This is a genomic window from Pantoea septica (genome assembly GCF_002095575.1).
Lineage (GTDB): Bacteria > Pseudomonadota > Gammaproteobacteria > Enterobacterales > Enterobacteriaceae > Pantoea > Pantoea septica.
On sequence record NZ_MLJJ01000025.1, the window covers coordinates 22434 to 41602 of the forward strand.

11 protein-coding genes, 2 tRNA genes and 1 pseudogene are annotated in these 19169 nt (G+C 63.0%); 11 read left to right on the plus strand and 3 right to left on the minus strand.

Annotated elements, in window-relative coordinates; all coding sequences use genetic code 11:
- Nucleotides 1-160: 160 nt before the first annotated feature.
- From HA46_RS14255 to recD, 8 genes and pseudogenes are all read left to right on the plus strand, one after another.
- Nucleotides 161-631 (plus strand): prepilin-type N-terminal cleavage/methylation domain-containing protein, encoded by a 471-nt coding sequence (locus HA46_RS14255; protein WP_084885050.1) that lies wholly within the window; start codon nt 161-163, stop codon nt 629-631.
- Nucleotides 622-1155, plus strand: a complete 534-nt coding sequence (locus HA46_RS14260) for a prepilin peptidase-dependent protein (protein WP_084885010.1) — start codon at nt 622-624, stop codon at nt 1153-1155. The genes HA46_RS14255 and HA46_RS14260 overlap by 10 nt, the downstream gene beginning before the upstream one ends.
- On the plus strand, nt 1152-1550 hold the full coding sequence (locus HA46_RS21345) for a DUF2509 family protein (RefSeq protein WP_033788692.1): 399 nt from the start codon (nt 1152-1154) through the stop codon (nt 1548-1550). Before HA46_RS14260 ends, HA46_RS21345 begins: the two co-directional genes overlap by 4 nt.
- Nucleotides 1551-1638: 88 nt before the next feature.
- Nucleotides 1639-1836: a prepilin-type cleavage/methylation domain-containing protein gene (locus HA46_RS21350; RefSeq protein ID WP_338047341.1), complete on the plus strand. Its 198-nt coding sequence runs from the start codon at nt 1639-1641 to the stop codon at nt 1834-1836.
- A gap of 102 nt (nt 1837-1938) precedes the next feature.
- Nucleotides 1939-5316: an exodeoxyribonuclease V subunit gamma gene (gene recC, locus HA46_RS14275; protein ID WP_084885014.1), complete on the plus strand. Its 3378-nt coding sequence runs from the start codon at nt 1939-1941 to the stop codon at nt 5314-5316.
- Nucleotides 5317-5433: 117 nt separating this feature from the next.
- Nucleotides 5434-8325 carry a pitrilysin gene (ptrA, locus tag HA46_RS14280; protein WP_084885017.1) on the plus strand — a complete coding sequence of 964 codons (2892 nt, stop codon included), beginning with the start codon at nt 5434-5436 and terminating at the stop codon, nt 8323-8325.
- A pseudogene (recB, locus tag HA46_RS14285) lies at nt 8322-11859 on the plus strand (exodeoxyribonuclease V subunit beta). Before ptrA ends, recB begins: the two are co-directional and overlap by 4 nt.
- Nucleotides 11856-13697, plus strand: coding sequence for an exodeoxyribonuclease V subunit alpha (gene recD / locus HA46_RS14290; protein WP_084885019.1), 1842 nt, complete (start codon nt 11856-11858; stop codon nt 13695-13697). The pseudogene recB and the gene recD overlap by 4 nt, the downstream one beginning before the upstream one ends.
- A gap of 177 nt (nt 13698-13874) precedes the next feature.
- Here the strand turns inward: recD and argA are convergent, their stop codons facing one another.
- Nucleotides 13875-15203, minus strand: coding sequence for an amino-acid N-acetyltransferase (gene argA, locus HA46_RS14295; RefSeq protein ID WP_033752832.1), 1329 nt, complete (start codon nt 15201-15203; stop codon nt 13875-13877).
- 231 nt (nt 15204-15434) lie between these two features.
- Between argA and amiC the strand changes: the two genes are divergently transcribed.
- Entirely contained in the window at nt 15435-16673 is a 1239-nt protein-coding gene (gene amiC, locus HA46_RS14300) for an N-acetylmuramoyl-L-alanine amidase AmiC (protein ID WP_033788697.1), read from the plus strand.
- Nucleotides 16674-16755: 82 nt separating this feature from the next.
- Here amiC and HA46_RS14305 read toward each other — a convergent pair.
- Both HA46_RS14305 and HA46_RS14310 read right to left on the minus strand, forming a co-directional pair.
- A tRNA-Met gene (locus HA46_RS14305) sits at nt 16756-16832 on the minus strand.
- A gap of 50 nt (nt 16833-16882) precedes the next feature.
- Nucleotides 16883-16959, minus strand: a tRNA-Met gene (locus HA46_RS14310).
- Nucleotides 16960-17165: 206 nt separating this feature from the next.
- Here HA46_RS14310 and mltA point away from each other — a divergent pair.
- Together mltA and tcdA are read left to right on the plus strand one after the other, a co-directional pair.
- Nucleotides 17166-18317 carry a murein transglycosylase A gene (gene mltA, locus HA46_RS14320; protein WP_033752830.1) on the plus strand — a complete coding sequence of 384 codons (1152 nt, stop codon included), beginning with the start codon at nt 17166-17168 and terminating at the stop codon, nt 18315-18317.
- A 45-nt stretch (nt 18318-18362) separates the two neighbouring features.
- Nucleotides 18363-19166 (plus strand): tRNA cyclic N6-threonylcarbamoyladenosine(37) synthase TcdA, encoded by an 804-nt coding sequence (tcdA, locus tag HA46_RS14325; protein ID WP_033788698.1) that lies wholly within the window; start codon nt 18363-18365, stop codon nt 19164-19166.
- The last annotated feature ends 3 nt before the right edge of the window (nt 19167-19169 follow it).

Sequence of the window (19169 nt, forward strand, 5' to 3'; positions counted from 1 at the left end):
TGTAGCCCTGCTCGCCGGGGCTTTTTTTTTCCAACTTTTTTCGGCTTCTGCCGCATTTCTTTGCGCCTCGCCGCAACACGTCCGTTTTTTGCTGGAAAGGGGCGCGCATGCCCGTTCAGCGCCGCTGGCGACGGCGCGCGCGGCGCGGCAGAGTAGCGCCATGAAAAAGGAAACAGACCAGGGTTTTACGCTGCCGGAACTGCTGTTCGTGCTGGTTATCGTCGGCATCCTCAGCCTCGGCGCGCTGCAAGGCTGGAAGAGCTGGCAGCAGCGACAGCAGCTGCGTGAGACCGCGCAACAGCTTCAGGGCTTTTTACAGCGGCTGCGTGCCCAGGCCAACTGGCAGAACCAGGATCGCGCGCTCTGGCTGATACCGGGCGAGCACGGCTGTCTGGGCAGCGGCCCGAAACCTGACGGCGGCTGCGCGCACGGCGGACGATGGCGATTCGTCGCGCCTTATCCCGGTGTCAGCCTGATCGCGCTGCGCGGCGAGCCGGGCTTTTACGGCCGCCGCAACATGGCGAAGGCGGGCAGCCTGGAGTTCGGCAACGCCAGCGCCAGGCTGCGGCTGATTATCTCCGCGCGCGCGCGCATTCGTCTCTGCCAGCCGGAGGAGCAGGGATGCGACTGAGGATGGCAGGATTCAGCCTGCTGGAGATGTTGGTGGCGATGGCCGTTAGCGCCGTGCTGATGCTGAGCGCAGGACGCTTTTTACCGCTGCTGATCGGAGAGAGCCTGCGCCTGCAGCAGCGCGTTCAGCTGCGGGAAGATCTTCAGCAGCTGATGCAGACGCTGGAAAAAGCGGTGCGCCGCGCCGGCTACTGCAACGGCGAGTGCGGCGGGACGGCGCTCAGCCTCTCCTCCGGCTGCCTGCTGCTGCGCTGGGACGACAACAGCAACGGGAAATGGGAAGGCGTGAGCCATAGCGAAAGCGATTACTACGGCTTTCGGCTGCGGCAAAAGCAGCTGGAAACCCAGCGCGGCGTGGACGGCTGCGGCGGCACCGGCTGGGAACGCCTGACCGATCCCGCCTTTCTCACTATTGAGCAGTTCAGCGTCGAACGCGCGGGCGCGCTGATTAAGCTGCGGCTGGCCGGTCGCGCCGGGCGCTGGCTGGAAACGCTGGAGAGCTGGATCGAGGGCGAAAATTTGTGAATCAACAAGGCAACAGCGCGCTGGGCATGGTGCTGACGATCCTGCTGGCAGGCAGCCTGACGCTGCATGCCAGCCGGGAGCGGCTGGAACAGGGCATGTCGCTGGTAACCGACGAGCGGCAGCACTATCGCGATTTTTGGGCGGCGCAGTCGGCGCTGCAGTGGGGGCTGACGCTGAGCTGGACGACGCCGCAGGGCTGTCAGCAGGCGCCGGATCAGGGCTGGCAAAGCTGTTTACAGAAGGTAAGCGATGAACGGGCGTTACTTACAGGCCGCGCGGCGGCGAGCGAAATGGCGCTGCGGCGCTGGGTGGCTAGGAAAGGGGAGCGGATCAGGCCGCTGCCGCACGGCTGGATCGACTACTGCCCGCTGGCGGCGGCAACGCTCTGCCTGTAGGCAGCGCGGGTTCAGTCTGCCGGAAGCGCTGTTCGCGCTGCTGCTGCTGGCGACGAGCGTAAGCGCGCTGCTGCAGTATCATCGCGCTCTGACGCAGGGCTTCAGCCAGCAGTGGCAGCAGCGCGTGGCGGTGCGCGTCGCCGCGCAGCGTCTGATGGGCCATGAGGTCGCGGGCTGGCGCACCTCGCTCCAGCGCAGCGGCGCCGTCTCGACCTGCACGCTGGAGCGCGCGGAGGTCAGCGGACCTGACGAGGCGCGCGCCATGCTGACCCGTTTACGTTGCTGAGAGGCAAAAGCGCCCCCGCGCTATGGGCAACCCCGGCGATACGCGGTAGAGTGACCAGTCTGCCGCTTTGCCGCGCCAGACAGTGTCACCACAGGAGTTTTCATGTTTCACGTTTATCACTCAAACCAGCTCGATGTTCTGAAGATTCTCGCGGCAGCGGTGATAGAACATGACCCCCTCAGCGATCCTTTCGCCGCTGAAACCGTGCTGGTGCAGAGTCCCGGCATGGCGCAGTGGCTGCAGATGGAGCTGGCGCACACCTTCGGCATCGCCGCCAATATCGACTTTCCGCTTCCCGCCTCCTTTATCTGGGATATGTTCGTGCGCGTGCTGCCGGATATTCCCGCCGAAAGCGCCTTTACCAAAGCCAGCATGAGCTGGAAACTGATGCATCGCCTGCCGACGCTGCTGACTGAAGAGGCCTTTGTTTCGCTGCGCCACTATCTGCACGACGATAGCGACAAGCGTAAGCTGTTCCAGCTCTGCTCACGCGTCGCCGATCTCTTCGACCAGTATCTGGTCTATCGCGCCGACTGGCTGAATCGCTGGGAGCAGGGCGAACAGGTGGAAGGGCTGGGCGACGCGCAGCTGTGGCAGTCGGCGCTGTGGCGCGATCTGGTGACCTACACCGAGGCGCTGGGACAGCCGAAATGGCACCGCGCCAATCTCTACGCGCGCTTTATTCAGACGCTGGAGCGAGCCGAGCATGCGCCGCCTGGCCTGCCGAAGCGCGTTTTTATCTGCGGCATCTCCGCCTTGCCGCCGGTCTATCTCCAGGCGCTGCAGGCGCTGGGCCGTCATATCGATATTCATCTGCTGTTTACCAATCCCTGTCGCGATTACTGGGGCGATATTCAGGACTACGCCTTTCTGGCGAAGCTGCAGAGCCGCCAGCGTCGTCGCCTCGACAGCGAAGAGGCGCGCGATCTTTTCAGCGATCCGCTCGACGCGCCTGCGCGTTTCAACGCCGAAGGGGAACAGCAGCTCAGCAACCCGCTGCTGGCCTCCTGGGGCAAGCTGGGCCGCGACAACCTGTTCCTGCTGAGTCAGATGGACGAGGCGGATGACGTTGACGCCTTCGTCGAGATCGAGGAGGACAACCTGCTGCACGCCATGCAGCACGACCTGCTGCATCTGCAGGATAACGCGGTGCTGGGGCTGAACGCGGAAGAGCTCGCCTGGAGCGGCAGCAAGCGTCTCCTCGATCCCGACGATCGGTCGATTAGCGTGCAGATCTGCCACAGCGCCCAGCGCGAAGTGGAGGTCTTGCAGGATCATTTGCTGGCGATGATGGAGGCGGATCCCGGCCTCAAACCGCGCGATGTGATCGTGATGGTGGCCGATATCGACAGCTACGCTCCCTTTATTCAGGCGGTCTTCGCTAACGCGCCCGCCGATCGCTATCTACCGTTCTCCATCTCCGATCGCCGCGCCAGCCAGGCGCATCCGGCGATTTTCGCCTTTCTGAGCCTGCTGGCGCTGCCGGACAGCCGCTTTGCGGCGGAGGATGTGCTGGCGCTGCTGGAGGTGCCGGCGCTGGCGAACCGTTTTTCGGTGGATGAGAGCGGCCTGCGCCTGCTGCGCCGCTGGGTAGACGAGTCTGGCGTGCGCTGGGGGCTGGACGACGACAGCGCCGAAGCGCTGGCGCTGCCGGTCACCGGGCAGCATACCTGGCGCTTCGGCCTGGAGCGCATGCTGCTGGGCTATGCGATGGAGAGTCATCACGGCGACTGGCAAGGCATTCTGCCCTATGACGAGTCGAGCGGCCTGGTCGGCGAACTGGCCGGACACCTGGCGGAGCTGCTGATGCGGCTGAACCACTGGCGCGCGCGTCTCAGCGAATCCCGTCCGCTGGAGGGCTGGCTGCCGCTCTGTCGCGAGATGATCAACGACTTCTTTCACGGAGACGCCGAAGCGGAAGCAGCGCTGCTGCTGGTTGAGGAGCAGTGGAAACAGCTGATCGAATATGGCCAGGCGGCGCGTTATGAGGCGACGATTCCGGTGACGCTGCTGCGCGACGATCTGCGCGCGCGTCTCGATCAGCAGCGTATCAGCCAGCGCTTTCTCGCCGGTCAGATTAACTTCTGCACGCTGATGCCGATGCGCTCGATTCCCTTCCGCGTGGTCTGCTTGCTCGGCATGAACGACGGCGTTTATCCCCGCACGCTGCCGGCGCCGGGCTTCGACCTGATGCAGCAGCAGACGCGCAAAGGCGATCGCAGCCGACGCGACGACGATCGCTACCTGTTTCTCGAGGCGCTGCTTTCGGCACAGGATCGGCTCTATATCAGCTATATCGGCCGCGCAATTCAGGATAATACGGAACGCTATCCCTCGGTGCTGGTCACAGAGCTGCTGGATTACATCGGCCAGAGCTTCTGTCTGCCTGGCGACGAGGCGAAGGAGCTGGACGAGAGCGCGCAGCGCGTACAGCGCCATATTCAGCATCTTCACAGCCGCATGCCGTTCGCCGCCGAGAATTTTCACCCGCAGTCGCGCTGCCACAGCTTTGCGCGCGAATGGCTGCCCGCCGCGCAGGGGAAAGGCGAGGCGCAGCCTGACTTTGTGCAGCCGCTGCCGCTGCCGGAGATCGAATCGGTCTCCTGCGAGCAGTTCCTGCGCTTCTGGCGGCATCCGGTGCGCGCCTGGTTTCACCAGCGGCTCGGCGTGGCCTTCTGGCTGGAAGAGACGGAGCTGTCGGACAACGAGCCTTTTGCGCTCGACAGCCTGGAACGCTACCAGATCAACGCCGAGCTGCTGAACGCGCTGGTGGAGGGCGAAGATACGCAGCGTCTTTACGCTCTGCATCGCGCAGCGGGCAACCTGCCTTACGGCGCGTTCGGCGAGCTGTTCTGGCAGGCGCAGCAGGAGGAGATGCAGGAGGTGGCGGCGGCGGTCATCGAGCAGCGCAGCGAAGGCGACAGCTGGGAAGTCAGCCTGCCGCTCGGCGGCGTGACGCTGACCGGCTGGCTGACGCAGGTCCAGCGCGACGGCCTGCTGCGCTGGCGCCCAGGCGTGCTGAACATGAACGACGGCCTGCTGCTCTGGCTGGAGCATCTTATCTACTGCGCGCTGGGCGGCGACGGAGAAAGCCGCATGATGGGCAGAGAAAATAGCCGCTGGCGCTTTGCGGCGGTGGCGCAGCCGGAGGCGGAGGCGATGCTGACGCGCTATATGCAGGGCTATCAGCAGGGCATGTCGCAGCCGCTGCTGCTGCTCAACAAGAGCGGCGGCGCCTGGCTGACGGCGAGTTACGACAAAAAAACGCGGCAGCTGCTGCTGGACGAAGCGACCCAGGTCAAGGCGCGCAATCGCCTTCTGCAGGCCTGGACGGGCGGCTACCAGCAGGAAGGGGAGGGCGGCGATCCCTACCTGCAGCGGCTCTGTCGCGTATTGAACGAGGCGCAGATAGCGCAAATCACCGAGGCTGCGCAGCGCTGGTATCTGCCGGTGTTGCAGGCTCACCTGGATGATGAATAGCAAGCGGCGCGACGAGCTCTGACGCGTCGACGCCCGATAACAAGGTATGTCAGTTTGCACCATTTTCGGCTGCGCCTGCCTGGCAGCGCAGTTTCAAGGGTAACAGAAGGGGTTTACATGTGTAGATACGCTCGCTGGATAGCGGCGCTGATGTTGAGCCTGGCGGCCGGCGCCACGCTGGCGCAAGCCGCGACGGGCTGGACGCCGGTCAATGAAACCATTCGCAAAAGCGAAAAAGATACGCGCCAGTATCAGGCCATCAGGCTCGATAACGGCCTGACCGTGCTGCTGGTTTCCGACGCGCAGGCGCCGAAGTCTCTGGCGGCGCTTACGCTGCCTATCGGCTCGCTGGACGATCCGGATCGGCAGCTCGGGCTAGCGCACTTCCTCGAGCACATGGTGCTGATGGGATCGCAGCGCTATCCGCAGCCGGACAATCTGGCGGAGTTCCTGAAAAAGCATGGCGGCAGCCACAACGCCAGCACCGCCTCCTATCGCACCGCCTTCTACCTTGAGGTGGAAAACAGCGCGCTGGAGCCGGCGGTGGACCGTATGGCGGATGCGCTGGCCGCGCCGCTGCTCGATCCGGTCAACGCCGATCGCGAACGCAACGCCGTCAACGCCGAGCTGACGATGGCGCGCTCGCGCGACGGTCTGCGTATGGCCCAGGTCGGCGCGGAGACGCTCAATCCGGCGCACCCCGGCTCGCGTTTTTCCGGCGGCAACCTCGACACGCTGAAGGATAAGCCGGACAGCAAGCTGCTCGACGCGCTGTCGGCGTTCTACCATACCCACTACTCCGCCAACCTGATGAAGGCGGTGCTCTACAGCAATAAACCGCTGCCCGAGATGGCGCAGATCGCCGCCAACACCTTTGGCCGCATCGCGAATCACGACGCGACGGTTCCCGCTATCGACGTGCCTGTGGTGACCGAAGCGCAGCAGGGCATCGTGATCCACTACGTTCCGGCGCAGCCTCGCAAGCAGCTGAAGATTGAGTTCCGCATCGCCAATAACAGCGATCGCTTCCGCAGCAAGACAGATACGCTGATCGGCTACCTGATCGGTAACCGCAGCAAAAACACCCTGGCCGACTGGCTGCAAAAGAGGGGACTCGCTGACGGCGTCAATGCCGGCGCCGATCCGATGAGCGAGCGCAGCAGCGGCGTCTTCGCCATTACCGCCTCGCTCACCGACAAAGGGCTGGCGCAGCGCGACGAGGTGGTGGCGGCGATTTTCAGCTACATCGCCATGCTGCGCGAGCAGGGCATCGACAAGCGCTACTTTGACGAAGTGTCGCACGTACTGGCGCTCGATTTCCGCTATCCCTCGCTGACGCGCGATATGGATTACATCGAGTGGCTGGCGGACACCATGCTGCGCGTGCCGGTGGAGCATACGCTGGACGCGCCTTATCTGGCCGACGACTATGACGCCGCCGCCATTAAAGCGCGCCTCGACGAGATGACGCCGCAGCGTGCGCGCATCTGGTATATCAGCCCGCAGGAGCCGCACAACAAAGAGGCCTACTTCGTCAACGCGCCCTATCAGGTCGATCGCATCAGCGACCAGACCTTCGCCGACTGGCGCCAGCGCGCCAGCCAGATCCAGCTGTCGATGCCGACGCTGAACCCCTATATTCCTGACGATTTCACCCTGATCCCGCAGGATGATAAAAGCTACAGCCATCCTGTCGCGCTGCCCAACGACTTCGGCATGCCGATCTACTGGATGCCGAGCCGTTTTTACGCCAGCGAGCCGAAAGCCTCGGTGACGCTGGCGCTGCGCAACCAGCACGCCATCAGCGACGCGCGCCAGCAGGTGCTGTTCGGTCTCAACGACTATCTCTCCAGCCTGGCGCTGGATGAGCTCAACTCGCAGGCGTCGGTCGGCGGCATCAGCTTCTCCACCAGCGAAAACGACGGGCTGGTCTTCAGCGCCAGCGGCTTTACCCAGCGGCTGCCGACGCTGCTGAAAAAACTGGTGGAAGGTTATGCCACCTTCCAGCCTACGCCGCAGCAGCTGGAGCAGGCGAAATCCTGGTATCTCGATCAGCTGGACGCGGCGGACAAGGGCAAGGCGTTCGAGCTGGCGATTCAGCCGATGCAGATGCTGTCGCAGCTCCCCTATACGCAGCGCGAGACGCGCCGCGCGCTGGTAAAGGCGATCGCCCTCGACGAGGTAGTGGCGTATCGCGACAATCTGATCCATCATGCGACGCCTGAACTGCTGGCAGTGGGCAACCTCAGCGCCGAAAGCGTGACCCAGCTTGGCCGCGAGCTGAAGCAGCAGATGCAGACGCAGGGCACGCAGCTCTGGCGCAGCAGCTACGTCTCTTTCGCGAAGCCGGTCAAGGCCAACCTGCAAAAAGCGGGCAGCAGCACCGATTCGGCGCTGGCGGCGCTCTATGTGCCGCTCGGCTACGACGAATATCAGGGCATGGCGAACAGTTCGATGCTGAGCCAGATCGTGCAGCCCTGGTTCTACAACCAGCTGCGCACCGAAGAGCAACTGGGCTACGCGGTGTTCGCTTTCCAGATGCCGATCGGCCGTCAGTGGGGCATCGGCTTCCTGCTGCAGAGCAACAGCAAGCAGCCCGCCTATCTGCTGCAGCGCTATCAGGCCTTCTACCCGCAGGCGGAGAAGCGGCTGCGCGCCATGCCGCAGGACGACTTCGCGCAGTATCAGCAGGCGATGATCAATCAACTGAAGCAGCGGCCGCAGACCCTGGACGAAGAGGCGTCGCGCTATAGCCGCGACTTCGATCGTCAGAATTACGCCTTCGATACGCGGCAGAAGGTCATCGCGCAGATCCAGCAGCTGACGCCGGACGCGCTGGCGGACTTCTTCCATCGCGCGGTACTGCAGAAAGAGGGCATGGCGATGACGTCGCAGATTGCCGGCAACAGCGCGGATAAAGCGGCTTTTGCCCAACTGCCCGGCTGGAAAACCTGGAACGAGGTGGCGAAACTGCAGCAGTCGCTACCGGTTAAGAGTGAGACGCAATGAGTTACCCTGAATCGCTGAATCCGTTGACGCTGCCGCTGCGCGGCGAGCGTCTGATCGAGGCTTCGGCGGGCACCGGCAAAACCTTTACCATCGGCGTGCTCTACCTGCGCCTGCTGTTAGGGTTGGGCGGCGAAAACAGCTACAGCCGTCCGCTGTCGGTGGAAGAAATACTGGTGGTGACCTTTACCGAGGCCGCCACCGCTGAACTGCGCGGGCGCATCCGCGAAAATATCCACGAGCTGCGCCTTGCCTGCGTGCGCGGCGCGAGCGGCAATCCGATGCTGGCGCTTCTGCTGGAGCAGATTGACGATCTCTCGCAGGCCGCTTCGCTGCTGCTGGCGGCGGAGCGTCAGATGGACGAAGCGGCGATCTTCACTATTCACGGCTTCTGCCAGCGCATGCTTAACCTGAACGCCTTCGAGTCCGGCATGCTGTTCGAGCAGGAGTTGATAGAGGATGAGGCGGCGCTGTTTAAGCAGGCGACGGCGGATTTCTGGCGACGCCACTGCTATCCGCTGACGCTGGATGTGGCGCGCGCCATCGTCGCCGAGTGGAACGGGCCAGAGAGTTTGCTGACGACGCTGCGGCCCTGGCTGCAGGGCGAATCGCCGCGGCTGAAACGGCCACCGACCGACGATGAAACCCTGGCGACGCGCCACGCCGCCAACCTGGCGCGCATCAGCGAGATGAAGCGCCAGTGGCAGGCGGTGAGCGACGAAGTCGAAGGCATTGTCAGCCAGTCCGGCGTGGATAAGCGCAGCTACAGCAGCAAATATCTGCCGCTCTGGGTGGCGAAAATCACCCAGTGGGCCAACAGCGAGACAACCGACTATCTCTTCCCGAAAGAGCTGGAGCGTTTCGCCCAGCGCGTGCTGACGGAGAAGACCAAAAAAGGCGAGCCGCCGCAGCATCCGCTGTTTCAGGCGGTAGAGGCCTTTCTCGCCGAGCCGCTGTCGCTGCGCGATCTGGTTATCGCCCGCGCGCTGGTGGAAGTGCGCGACGCGGTGCGTAAAGAGAAGCGCCTGCGCGCGCTGCTCGGCTTCGACGATCTGCTGAGCCGTCTCGACGAGGCGCTGCAGCAGCCGGGCGGCGCGCTACTGGCCGACACCATTCGCGCCCGCTATCCGGTGGCGCTGATTGACGAATTTCAGGATACCGATCCGCAGCAGTATCGTATTTTCCGCACGCTCTATCTTAATCAATCCGAGCTGGCGCTGCTGCTGATCGGCGACCCTAAACAGGCGATCTACGCCTTTCGCGGCGCCGATATCTTTACCTATTTGCGCGCCCGCAGCGAGGTCGCCGCACACTATACGCTCGACACTAACTGGCGATCGTCCCCGGGCATGGTGCAGAGCGTGAACCGCCTTTTCGCCCGCATGGATTCGCCTTTTCTCTTCGAGGCGATTCCGTTTCTGCCGGTTCATCCCGCCGCGCCGAATCAGCAGCTGACGCTGGTGAAAGATGGGCAGCCGCAGCCGGCGCTGCGCCTCTGGCTGCAGCCCGGCGACGGCGTCGGCGTCAGCGACTATCAGCAGTTTATGGCGCAGCAGTGCGCCGCCGATATCAGCCGCTGGCTGGTCGCCGGACAGCAGGGGCGCGCTTTGCTGGGCAAAGGCGATAATCTGCGGCCGGTGCAAGCGTCCGATATCACTGTGCTGGTGCGAAGCCGCAACGAGGCGGGGCTGATCCGCGACGCGCTGAACGGACTTTCTATTCCGTCGGTCTATCTCTCTAACCGCGACAGCGTCTATACCACGCCCGAAGCGCGCGAGCTGTTGTGGCTGCTGCAGGCGGTGCAGGCGCCGGAGCAGGAGCGTCTGCTGCGCAGCGCGCTGGCCACCTCGATCTTCGCCATCGACGCCGCCTCGCTGGATACGCTGAGTCAGAACGAGCGCGAGTGGGATGCGCTGGTCGAGCAGTTCGCCGGCTGGCAGCAGCTCTGGCACCAGCGCGGCGTGTTGCCGATGCTGCGCGACGTAATGAATCAGCGGCAGCTGGCGGAAAATATGCTCGCCTCGGAGAACGGCGAGCGCAGGCTCACCGACCTGATGCATCTGGGCGAGCTGCTGCAGGAGGCGTCGACCCACCTCGACAGCCCGCATGCGCTGGTGCGCTTTCTCGCCCAGCAGATCGCTCGCCCCAATAGCCAGTCGGCGGAGCAGCAGCTGCGGCTCGAGAGCGATCGCCACCTGGTGCAGATTGTCACTATCCACAAATCCAAAGGATTGCAGTATCCGCTGGTATGGCTGCCTTTCGCCGCTGGCTTTCGCGAGGCGGCCAGCGCGCTCTATCACGATCGGGAAAGCTTCGCGACGCTGCTCGACGTGCAGGGCGACGAAGAGAGTCTGGCGCTGGCCGAGCAGGAGCGTCTGGCGGAGGATCTGCGCCTGCTTTACGTCGCCTTAACGCGCTCGGTATTTCACTGCAGCGTCGGCATTGCGCCGCTGTTTAAGGGCGCGCGCAAAAAAAGAGGGCGACAGCGATCTGCACAAGAGCGCGCTGGGCTATCTGGTGCAGCAGGGCGAGAGCGGCGACGCCGAGCGCCTGCGCGCCTGCCTGGCGACGCTGGCGGATGCGGACGCCGAGGTGCGGCGCGACGAGCTGCTTCCTGGCGAAAACTGGCGCGAACAGGCGCAGCCCGACGATGCGCTCAGCAGTCGTCAGGTGACGCGCGACCTGCGCGACGCCTGGCGTGTTACCAGCTATTCCGGGCTTCAGCAGCACAGCAGTTCGCCGCTGCTGGAGGCGATGCCGACTTTCGATATCGACGCCGCGGGCGAAGAGGGCGGCGAGGCGGAGAGCGCCCTGACGCCGCATCACTTTCCGCGCGGCGCCGCGCCGGGCACCTTTCTGCACGGCCTGTTTGAATCTATCGATTTTACCCGGCCGCCTGACAGGGCGCTGCTGGAAAGCGAGCTGGAGCAGAACGGCTATCCGCCGCACTGGCTGCCGGTGCTGGAGGAGTGGATCGCGCGCGTGCTGCATACGCCGCTTAATCGCGACGGCCTGACGCTGGGCGCGCTGCAGAACCGGGACCGGCTGGTGGAGATGGCCTTCTATCTGCCGCTGGAGCGCATGCTGAACGCTTCGGAGCTGGATGCCCTGATGCGCCAGCACGATGCGCTGTCGGCGCGCGCGCCGAAGCTGGAGTTCCACCAGGTGCAGGGCATGCTGAAGGGCTTCATCGATCTGGTGTTTCGCTGGAACGGTCAATATTATCTGCTGGATTACAAATCCAACTGGCTAGGGGATAGCGAAGCAGCCTATACCCCGGAGGCGATGGCGCAGGCGATGGTGGATCACCGCTACGACTTGCAGTACCAGCTCTATACGCTGGCGCTGCACCGCTATCTGCAGCATCGCCTGCCCGATTACGATTATCAGCGCCACTTTGGTGGCGTGTTTTATCTGTTTTTACGCGGCGTCGATGGCAGTTCGCCGCAAAACGGCATCTTTACCGCGCGTCCGTCGGCCTCATTCGTCGCCGGACTGGACGCGCTGTTTCGTCGCCCGAAAGAGGAGGAAGTATGACGGAAATAGTGTCATTGCTCGATCAGGCGGTAGAGAAACGTCTGCTGCGGTCGCTCGATCTTCAGTTCGCACGGCTGGTGGCCGACACCTCGCAGCCGGCATGGCTGCTGGCGGCCGCCTGCGTCAGCGCCGAAGCGGGCGATGGTCACGTCTGCCTGCCGCTGGCGCACCTGACTCCCGATGCGCTGTTTGCCGGGCGTCATCCCGAACTGGCGCAGGCGCTATGGCGCGCAGCGGGCGCGCCGTCGTGCTGGAAAACGGCGCTCGCCGGCTGGCCTGCGCTGAGCGACGGCGGCATCGCCACGCCGCTGGTGCTAAATCATGAGCGGCTCTATCTGCATCGTCTGTGGCAAAGCGAAGGCCGGGTGGCGCACTTTTTCACCCGGCAGGCGGAGATGACGGAGATGGATGTCGCCGCCGCGCAGAGCGTGCTGAGCGCGCTGTTCGGCGATCGGCCTGACGACTGGCAAAAAATCGCCGCCGCCGTGGCGCTGACGCGCAAAACCGCCGTGATTTCCGGCGGTCCCGGCACCGGAAAAACCACAACCGTGGCGAAGCTGCTGGCGGCGCTGATCCGCCTCAGCCGCAGCAATCTGCGCATCCAGCTGGCGGCGCCCACGGGCAAAGCGGCGGCGCGCCTCACAGAATCTCTCGGCCAGGCGCTGCAGGCGCTGTCGGTCAGCGACGAAGAGCGGGCGCGTTTTCCCAGCGAAGCGACGACGCTGCACCGTCTGCTGGGCGCGCAGCCCGATACGCAGCGGCTGCGCTATCACGCCGCCAACCGGCTTCATCTCGACGTGCTGGTGGTGGACGAGGCCTCTATGGTCGATCTTCCGATGATGGCGAAGCTGATCGCCGCGCTGCCGGACCATGCGCGCGTGATTTTTCTCGGCGATCGCGATCAGCTGGCGTCGGTAGAGGCGGGCGCGGTGCTGGGCGATATCTGCCGCTGCGCGGAAACGGGCTACAGCCTGTCGCGCGCGCAGCAGCTCGCGGCGCTGACCCAGTGCGCCCTCGACGGCGCGGATGACGCGCGCGCCCCCGACGTGCGCGACAGCATCTGCCTGCTGCGCAAAAGCTATCGCTTTGATGCGACGTCAGGCATCGGCCAGCTGGCGCGGGCGGTCAATCTCGGCGACGCGCGCGCCGTCGAGTCGGTGATTAACGCCGCCTTTGAGGATATCGATTTTCAGGCGCTGCAGAGCGGCGAGGCCTATCAGGCGATGCTCGACGCCGTCGCGGAGGGCTACCGGCCATTCCTGAAGCTTGTGCAGGCGCGCGCGCCGGTAGAGGAGATTCTGCAGGCCTTCAGCCGCTATCAGCTGCTTTGCGCCCTGCGCGACGGACCGTTCGGCGTGCAGGGTCTAAACCAGCGCATCGAGCAGCGACTGGTGCAGCTGCAGCGCATTCGGCGGCCGGCGATCGGCAGCCGCTGGTATGCGGGACGGCCGGTGATGGTAACGCGCAACGACAGCGCGCTGGGACTGTTCAACGGCGATATCGGCATTACCCTGCGCGATGCGGAAAATCAGCTGAAGGTTTTTTTCCCGCTGCCGGACGGGACGGTGAAGGCGGTGCAGCCGAGCCGCCTGCCGCCGCACGATACCGCCTGGGCGATGACGGTGCATAAGTCGCAGGGATCGGAGTTCGAGCATACTGCGCTGGTGATGCCGGCTCAGTTCTCGCCGGTGCTGACGCGCGAGCTGGTCTATACTGCGATTACCCGCGCGCGCAAGCGGCTGACGCTCTACAGCGAACCCGCGGTGTTTCAGCGCGCGGTACAGCTGCAAACTCAACGCCGCAGCGGGCTGGTGGAAAGGCTAAGTCTGGTGAGCTAACCGGTTTCAGCCGCAAACGGCTCGGTACGTCACTGCGCAGGCTACTGGGGCTGCGGAACAAAGCGTCCCGCGACAGGGATGTCGCGGGCCGAGCGAGCATGGATGCCTTGAGCGACTTTGTGGAGCAGCCCCTGTTGCCTGCGCCTACTCGGTTATTTAGCCTGGAACGGCTTTCAATCAGGTCAGGTCCGCCATCAGCACCTTTGAGCGCCGCTGGTAGTTATACATCTGCTTTTTACTCTCCGGCAGCGACTCGATATCCACCGGCGTAAAGCCGCGCTCCTGAAACCAGTGAATGCTGCGCGTCGTCAGCACGAACAGCTTCTCCAGCCCCATCTGCCGCGCCTGAAGCGCGACGCGCTGCAGCAGCATCTCGCCGCGCGACGAGCTGCGATAGTCGGGATGCACCGCTACGCAGGCCATCTCGCCGATTTTCTCATCCATAAACGGGTAGAGCGCCGCGCAGGCGATAGTGAGGTTGTCGCGAATAATAATGGTGAACTTGTCGATCTCCATCTCCAGCTGCTCGCGCGAGCGACGCACCAGGATGCCCTGCTGCTCCAGCGGGCGAATAAGCTCCAGAATGCCGCCGATATCGTTAATAGTCGCGCGGCGGATCTGCTCGCTCGACTCCATTACGATCTGCGTGCCGATACCGTCGCGCGAGAAGAGCTCCTGCAACAGCGCGCCATCTTCCTGGTAGCTAATCAGATGGCTGCGGCGCACGCCGCTGCGGCAGGCTTTCACCGCGCCGCGCAGGAAGCGCACCGTGCCGGAAAGGTAGTCGCCGTCGCTCTCCATCTCGTCGATGCGCGCCTGCGCATCGTTCGGGAAGAGCTCAGAAATAATGGTGCCGTCGCGGCGGGTCACGCCCTGCTCGGAGCAGAAGCCGATCATCTTCTCCGCCTTCAGCTTAATCGCCAGCTGGGTGGCGACCTCTTCCGACGTCAGATTGAAACTCTCGCCGGTCACGGAAACCGCCACCGGACCGAGCAGCACAATCGCATCGTTATCCAGCTGCCGGTGAATCGCCTCTTCGTCGATGCGGCGAATGCGTCCGCTGTGGCAATAATCGACGCCGTCGTCCACGCCCAGCGGCTGCGCGATAATAAAGTTGCCGCTGACCACGTTGATATGCGCGCCCTGCAGCGGCGTGTTATTGAGGCTCATTGAGAGTCGCGCCGTGATGTCGAGCTGCAGCCGTCCCGCCGCCTGCTTCACCAGCTCCAGCGACTGCGCGTCGGTCACGCGGGTATATTTGTGGTAAACCGGCTCCAGCTGGTTCGCCGCCAGGCTGGCGTCGATCTGCGGACGCGCGCCGTAGACCACCACCAGGCGAATGCCGAGACTGTGCAGCAGGCCGATATCGTTAACGATGCTGGAGAAATTCTCATGCTCGATCGCTTCGCCGCCCAGCATGATGACAAAGGTCTTGTCCCGGTGGGCATTGATATAGGGAACGGTGTGGCGAAAACCCTGAACCAGCTCAGTACTACGTTCCTTCACGGCAAACCTCAATGAATGATTATTCGTAATTTTTGTATTTTTATTCTTTTAGGGCGCTATTTGCAAGCGTTAAACCTGACGTAAATTTACGTTTTTTCGGGTGCGCTCGCTGCTAAGAGCCTGCATTATTTAGCTTTTCCTGGATGACTTCGCCAAAGGGATGGGCTAAAGTTTTCAGCGCCGTTTATTAAAGTGGCGCTTTTTTAGACAGAACAGAGCAGCTGGAGCGGCATGTCAGAATCAAATCCCTTAATTTCCCGCAGAAGGCTCCTGCAGGGAACCGGCGCATTATTGCTGCTGAGCGTCAGCCGCACAGGCCTGGCGGCAAAAAATCATATCGTCGCGGTACGCATCTGGCCATCTTCGACCTATTCGCGCATGACGCTGGAGTCCAGCGTGCCGCTTCACTATAAGCAGTTTGCGCTTTCGCATCCGGATCGGCTGGTTATCGATATCGAGAATATGCATCTCAATCCGGTGCTGAAGGGCGTCGACAAGCTGGTGCGCGTCAACGATCCCTTTATTAAAAACGCGCGGGTCGGGCAGTTCGACGCCAATACCGTGCGCATCGTGCTGGAGCTGAAACGCAACGTCGCGCCGAAAACCTTTACCCTGGCGCCGGTGGCCGGCATCAAACACCGGCTGGTGGTGGATCTCTATCCGAGCCAGGAGAGCGCTGAAGACGATCCGCTGCTGGCCCTGCTCAAGGATTACAACCAGGGCGATCTGGAGCGCAACGAGCCGGCGAGCGCGCCGCTGCCCGGCAAGGCGGGGCGCGATCGGCCGATGATCGTGATGATCGATCCAGGGCACGGCGGCGAAGATCCCGGCGCGCACGGCAAATACAAAACGCGCGAAAAAGATATCGTGCTGAAGATGGGGCGCCGGCTCAAGGCGCTGATCGACAAAGAGCCGAACATGAAGGCCTATATGACGCGCAACGAGGATGTGTTTATTCCGCTGCGGGTTCGGGTGGCGAAAGCGCGCAAGCAGCGCGCCGATCTCTTCGTCTCTATCCACGCCGACGCCTTTACCAGCCGCAGCGCGCGCGGCTCCTCGGTGTTCGCGCTCTCAACCAAAGGCGCCACTTCAGCGGCGGCGCGTTTCCTGGCGCAAACGCAGAACGAATCGGATCTTATCGGCGGCGTCAGCATGAGCGGCGATCGCTATCTCGACCACACCATGCTGGATATGGTGCAGCGCCAGACCATTCACGATAGCCTGGCGTTCGGCAAAGAGGTGCTGCATCGGATGGGCCGCATCAACCATCTGCACAAACGCACCGTCGATCAGGCGGGCTTCGCGGTGCTGAAAGCGCCGGATATTCCCTCGATTCTGGTGGAAACCGCCTTTATCAGCAACGTGGAAGAGGAGCGCAAGCTGCGCACCAGCCGCTATCAGCAGCAGGTGGCGGAGGCCATTTTCCATGGCATAAAGGCTTACTTCGACAAGGGCGGGGCGCGACGCTAAAACGAGAAGAGGGGATGGCGCAGGCCATCCCGGTTTCAGAGAGCACAAAAACAAAAAAGCACCCTTTCAGGTGCTTAAATGTTGGTTGCGGGAGCCGGATTTGAACCGACGACCTTCGGGTTATGAGCCCGACGAGCTACCAGGCTGCTCCATCCCGCGTCCGTAGTGCGCATTGCGTCTTTTTCACATTGTCTCTTCAAAAGAAGAGTTGGTTGCGGGAGCCGGATTTGAACCGACGACCTTCGGGTTATGAGCCCGACGAGCTACCAGGCTGCTCCATCCCGCGTCCGTGGATGCGCACTATACCGCCTGGAGCTGATGATGCAACCCCTTTTTAGCGCGAAGCGTCAAATTAAGGACTGTTTGCTGATTATTTTCTCCATCTGGCTAATTATCGCACAGCTGCGCGCGCTGAAGGGGCAGGCGGATTTCAATCTGTCAGACGCTTTGCTATCGTCGCGGGGCGAACACTGATGAATAAAAGAGACGGCGATGAATAAAGGACACTGGGCGAAGTACGCACTTACTGGTGCAATGTTTGCGCTGCTGGCGGGCTGTAGCTCGAAGCCGACCGATCGCGGGCAGCAATATAAAGACGGCAAGCTGGAACAGCCGCTGGCGCTGGTTAACCAGCCTAATGCCAAAGGTCGGCCGGTGAACGGCAGAGATTTCGGCGAGCAGGTGCGGCAGATCCAGTCCGCCTCTTCCGCCCTGTATGGACGCCACACCGGCACCTACAGCGCGATTGAAAGCTGGCTGATGGCGGGCGCCGATACGCGCCAGCTGCGCCAGTTCGGCCTGAACGCCTTCCAGATGGAAGGCACCGACAACTACGGCAACGTGCAGTTTACCGGCTACTACACGCCGGTGGTGCAGGCTCGCTACACGCGTCAGGGCGAATTCCAGTACCCCATTTACCGCATGCCGCCGCGCAAGCGCGGCGCGAAGCTGCCGAGCCGCGCCTCTATCTATAGCGGCGCGCTGGACGAACGCTACGTTATCGGCTGGAGCAATTCGCTGATCGATAACTTTATTATGGATGTGCAGGGCAGCGGCTACGTCGACTACGGCGACGGCCGTCCGATGACCTTCTTCGGCTATGGCGGCAAAAATGGCTGGGCCTATCACAGCATCGGTAAAGAGCTGATCGATCGCGGCGAGGTTAAGCGCGAGGATATGTCGATGCAGGCGATTCGCGACTGGGCGGCGTCGCACTCCGAGCAGGAGGTGCGCGCGCTGCTGGAAACTAACCCGTCGTTCGTCTTCTTTAAGCCGGAACCTTATACGCCGGTGCGCGGCGCCAGCGCGGTGCCGCTGGTGGCGAAGGCCTCTGTGGCGTCGGACCGCTCGCTGATCCCGGCGGGAACCGCGCTGCTGGCGGAAGTGCCGCAGCTGAACGAAAAAGGCAAGTTCAACGGCAAGTATGAGATGCGCCTGATGGTGGCGCTGGACGTCGGCGGCGCCATCAAGGGCCAGCACTTTGACATCTATCAGGGCATCGGCCCCGACGCGGCGCATCTGGCGGGCTTCTATAACCATTACGGCCGCGTCTGGGTGCTGAAGGCGGCGCCGGGCGCCGGGCAGCCGCTGTTCAGCAATCCGCAAAACGGCGATAATGGCTCTCTGTTACTGGGTTCAAACTGATTTCTCGGCGGGCCGCGGAGCCCGCATGAGGCGACAAGGTTAATTATGAGTGTGGTTAACGACGCCTGGCGTCAGCGTTTTGGCGGCACGGCCCGTCTTTATGGGCAGGATGCGCTGTCGCGTTTCGCCGCGGCGCACTTCTGCGTGATCGGCATCGGCGGCGTCGGCTCCTGGGCGGCGGAAGCGCTGGTGCGCACCGGCATTGGCAAAATTACCCTGATTGATATGGATGATGTCTGCATCACCAATACCAATCGGCAGATTCACGCGCTGAACGGCAACGTCGGCAAGGCGAAAACCGAGGTGATGGCGGAGCGGCTGCGCGCCATCAATCCCGACTGCGAGGTGATCTGCATCGACGACTTCATCACGCCGGACAACACCGCCGAGCTGATGGCGGCGGGCTACGACTACGTGATTGACGCCATCGACAGCGTACGTCCAAAGGCGGCGCTGATCGCCTGGTGCCGCCGCAACAAGATCCCGCTGATCACCACCGGCGGCGCGGGTGGCCAGATCGATCCGACTCAGATCCAGGTAGCCGATCTGGCGAAGACTATTCAGGATCCGCTGGCGGCGAAGCTGCGCGAGCGGCTAAAGGCGCTCGGCGTGGTGAAAAACAGCAAAGGCAAGCTGGGCGTCGACTGCGTTTTCTCGACCGAAGCGCTGATGTATCCGCAGCCGGACGGCAGCGTCTGCGCCGCGCGCAGCACCGCTGAAGGGCCGAAAAGAATGGATTGCGAAGCGGGGTTCGGCGCGGCCACCATGGTGACCGCTACCTTTGGCTTTGTCGCCGTTTCCCATGCGCTGAAGAAGTTTCTGGCGCGCGCGGCGCGTCAGACGGCGTAGAAC

Bases quoted from the DNA above. Each gene is read 5' to 3' on its own strand.
- ptrA (WP_084885017.1), top strand. From the start codon at position 5,434: ATGTGTAGATACGCTCGCTGGATAGCGGCGCTGATGTTGAGCCTGGCG.
- amiC (WP_033788697.1), top strand. From the start codon at position 15,435: ATGTCAGAATCAAATCCCTTAATTTCCCGCAGAAGGCTCCTGCAGGGA.
- recD (WP_084885019.1), top strand. From the start codon at position 11,856: ATGACGGAAATAGTGTCATTGCTCGATCAGGCGGTAGAGAAACGTCTG.
- recC (WP_084885014.1), top strand. From the start codon at position 1,939: ATGTTTCACGTTTATCACTCAAACCAGCTCGATGTTCTGAAGATTCTC.
- HA46_RS14255 (WP_084885050.1), top strand. From the start codon at position 161: ATGAAAAAGGAAACAGACCAGGGTTTTACGCTGCCGGAACTGCTGTTC.
- mltA (WP_033752830.1), top strand. From the start codon at position 17,166: ATGAATAAAGGACACTGGGCGAAGTACGCACTTACTGGTGCAATGTTT.
- tcdA (WP_033788698.1), top strand. From the start codon at position 18,363: ATGAGTGTGGTTAACGACGCCTGGCGTCAGCGTTTTGGCGGCACGGCC.
- HA46_RS14260 (WP_084885010.1), top strand. From the start codon at position 622: ATGCGACTGAGGATGGCAGGATTCAGCCTGCTGGAGATGTTGGTGGCG.